A 2,910-nucleotide genomic window follows, 5' to 3' on the forward strand; every position below is an offset into this window, starting at 1 on the left:
CCTTATAAAAGCGCTCGGCGTCATGAGCAAATTGAAACGCACAGACAAAATCATCTGCATAGCGGATCATCATCGCTCGGCCTTTCATCCTCGGCTTTACTTTCTTTTCAAACCACAAATCTAGGGCGTAATGCAGATAAATATTGGCCAGCACAGGGCTAATGATCCCGCCTTGATGCCTTTGTTAGGTGCTGGCTCACCATCTACGACAAACCGCTTTCAAGGCTTCTAGTGGTGCTTAGTAGGTTTATGAGGTTTTTATAAAGGAGTCACATTAGATGTCTTCATGCCAGATTTGACGTAGTTTCAGGCCTTTATTAAAAACTTTTTCACTATCATCTTCGAAATGAACTTCTACTTGAACATCATTTTCATCGTCGGACAGTTGCACCCAATCTACCCATTCAATCGCTGGTGATAATTCACCATTTTCATAAACAATCTTGTATCCTTCCCCGAGATTTTCAGACACAACATCTTCGATTTTATCAATATTCATATTTGAACCATCTAATTTAAAATGATAAAGCACCTAACGCCGCAATCTTACGAATCCCCTCATAATTTTTTGATAAACAATGAGGTAGACGCGCACCGACACCTTTGATCTAATGGATATCGCCAGAATAGTAAAAATGCCACGCGTTGCGAATCACTCTTAAACAGTTTGTATGGCAATTTAACTAAACGAAGCCCCAAAACCATCAAAGGTACATTGAAACTCCCAACCTTTTGTAACCATAAAGTCTAACCATTGAGCAAGGATGTCTTTGGTTACCGTTGTCGGGTGAGAATATCCTTCAACAAACCATGAGCGGTTAATAAACCCCTCACTTCTGATCAGTGACTCATAGTTTTCGAGGGCATCGTTTAGTTGAATCGCTGATGCTTTATTTGGACATAAGTAGCTAAATTCTAGAACTAACTGTGTTTCGTTGGTGACTCCGTTACTTATTAGTGAAGCCCAAGTCTCATTGAGCATGTTCAGCTAACTTTCTAAATTCGATTGATAACCACTCAACTCCAATTTCTCCCTAATTGCTAACGCCTGCATCTTACAATCCCCTCATAATTTTTTGATAAACAATGAGGTAGACGCGCACCGACACCTTTGATCTAATGGATATCGCCAGAAACACATTAGACCAATTGGACGGTACGATGCGCGATTTTCAGATTCTACAGCAAACAATTCAAAACCACTGCCCTAGTATTCACAAAAAACGCCTTAATTCTCTGATACTTGCTACGCGGAGTATTCTTGATGGCGGTGTTTTTCAAGGTAGTTGTCACTAGTTGGTCGATTATTAAGCTGCTTCTCTTTCGGGATTTAAGTGTACTGCCCCGATAGGCTGGCAGTTCCTAATATTCTTTGACCAACGTTCTGGTTTCTTGCTTCGATGTGCTGATAACACYTTCTCTCGACGGCTCAGTATTTCTGTATCTTTTCCACTGTGTCGTTCTGACGGCGTAATGTAATTTAGGYGGCTATGCTTATGTTCGGTGTTATACCAATGAACAAAATTACCGACCCAAGCTCGACTTAACTCAAGGCTTTTAAATCCATTTTTCGGCCAGCTCGGTACGTATTTCAATGTTCGGAACAACGATTCCACATAAGGGTTATCGTCACTCACGCGTGGCCGACTATAGGACGAGATAATGCCAAGCTCTTCCATTTTGGCTTTGAACGTCAATGATTTCATTGGACTGCCATTATCAGAATGCAGTACCAGAAGTTGATTAAAGCACTGCTCTCGCATTAGCGTACGTTGTAACAGTTGTGATGCGAGCTCGCCACATTCACGGTCATGTACTTCATAACCCACGATTTTACGGCTGTAGATATCTTCGATCAGGTACAAATAATAAAACTGACCACGCACACCTGACGGAAGATACGTGATATCCCATGTATATACTTGGTTCGACTTTGTTGCCGTGTAGCTTGTTGGTTTAGCTGCTTTCTGGCGGCTACGTTGACGCCCCCTTGAGCRGAGTTGGYCAGCTTCAGCGAGTMCGCGGTAAAACGTGCTTTCTGATGCAATATACTCGCCGTGATCCAGTAGTGTCGGAACTATCTGGGTTGGTGGTAAATTCGCATACTCAGGTTGATTACACACCGTTAAGATTGCTTGTCTTTCTTCTTCTGATAGCTTGTTTGCTGGCTCAGGCCTTAAGGCTGTCAGCCTTTGGTCTTCTTTAATCGTTTCATCTTGATACCATCGGCGATACGTCCTTAAGCTCACCTCAGCTTCAAGGCAAGCAAGCTCCAAYCGGCAGCCGTTTTGCTTCGCTTCCTGAATGAGAGTGATGAGACTTTGCCTTTCCTCGGTTGAGGTTAATCGTCCTCGGGCTCTTCCCCGTAAAAGGCTCTCAGCTTTTTTCTTAGCACCAGTAACGCAGCCGTTTCAGCCAACGCTTTCTCTTTGTAACGGAGTTCTGCTTTTAACTGTTTAATCTCAATCTTATCCGCTTTTGCTTGCTTCTTTGCGTCAGCCTCATTCTCTTTGGTTGACTTAAAGCCTTRCATGCACTCACTGCGCCATTGGTGTATTTGCGCGGGATACAGTCCTTTTTCTCGACCGTATTGACTCAACTCGTGTTCTGTCATCGAGAAGGTTTCTGYGACAATCGCCAGCTTGGTTTGCGCTGACCACTGTTCTGAACTCGTATTACTATCTGGCACAACGGCTCCTGATTGTCGAAGTTGTTTTCGCCAATAATACAGCGTTGCCTCACTGATGCCTTCTTCTTTTGCTATCTCAGCGACAGAGCGAGACAACGGTGGTAACAACTTTCTCAAGATAGCTTCTTTTCTTTCTTGTGAATAACGAGACATATTTCCTCTGTTTCCGCCCCTCTAAATTGATTGATTTTTGACAGTGACAACTATCCTGACACAGGGGG

Annotated in this window: 3 protein-coding genes; all 3 read right to left on the reverse strand. The window is 43.2% G+C overall.

Features of this window, described 5'->3' with window-relative positions; all coding sequences use genetic code 11:
• Positions 1–274: 274 nt before the first annotated feature.
• Entirely contained in the window at positions 275–499 is a 225-nt protein-coding gene (locus tag L4D12_RS25240) for a hypothetical protein (RefSeq protein WP_428450567.1), read from the reverse strand.
• 180 nt (positions 500–679) lie between these two features.
• Complete coding sequence (locus L4D12_RS25245) at positions 680–982, reverse strand: hypothetical protein (RefSeq protein WP_428450568.1); 303 nt, start codon at positions 980–982, stop codon at positions 680–682.
• Between the two features lie 325 nt (positions 983–1,307).
• Positions 1,308–2,842, reverse strand: a protein-coding gene (locus L4D12_RS25250) for an IS3 family transposase (protein ID WP_428450569.1) whose coding sequence is annotated in 2 segments (ribosomal slippage) — positions 1,308–2,389 and positions 2,389–2,842 — 1,536 coding nt in all. Because the reading frame shifts where the segments join, the coding sequence is not laid out codon by codon here.
• Positions 2,843–2,910: the final 68 nt, after the last annotated feature.

Origin of the sequence: Photobacterium nomapromontoriensis (assembly GCF_050336815.1) — a bacterium.
In the GTDB taxonomy this organism is placed as follows: Bacteria; Pseudomonadota; Gammaproteobacteria; order Enterobacterales; family Vibrionaceae; genus Photobacterium; species Photobacterium nomapromontoriensis.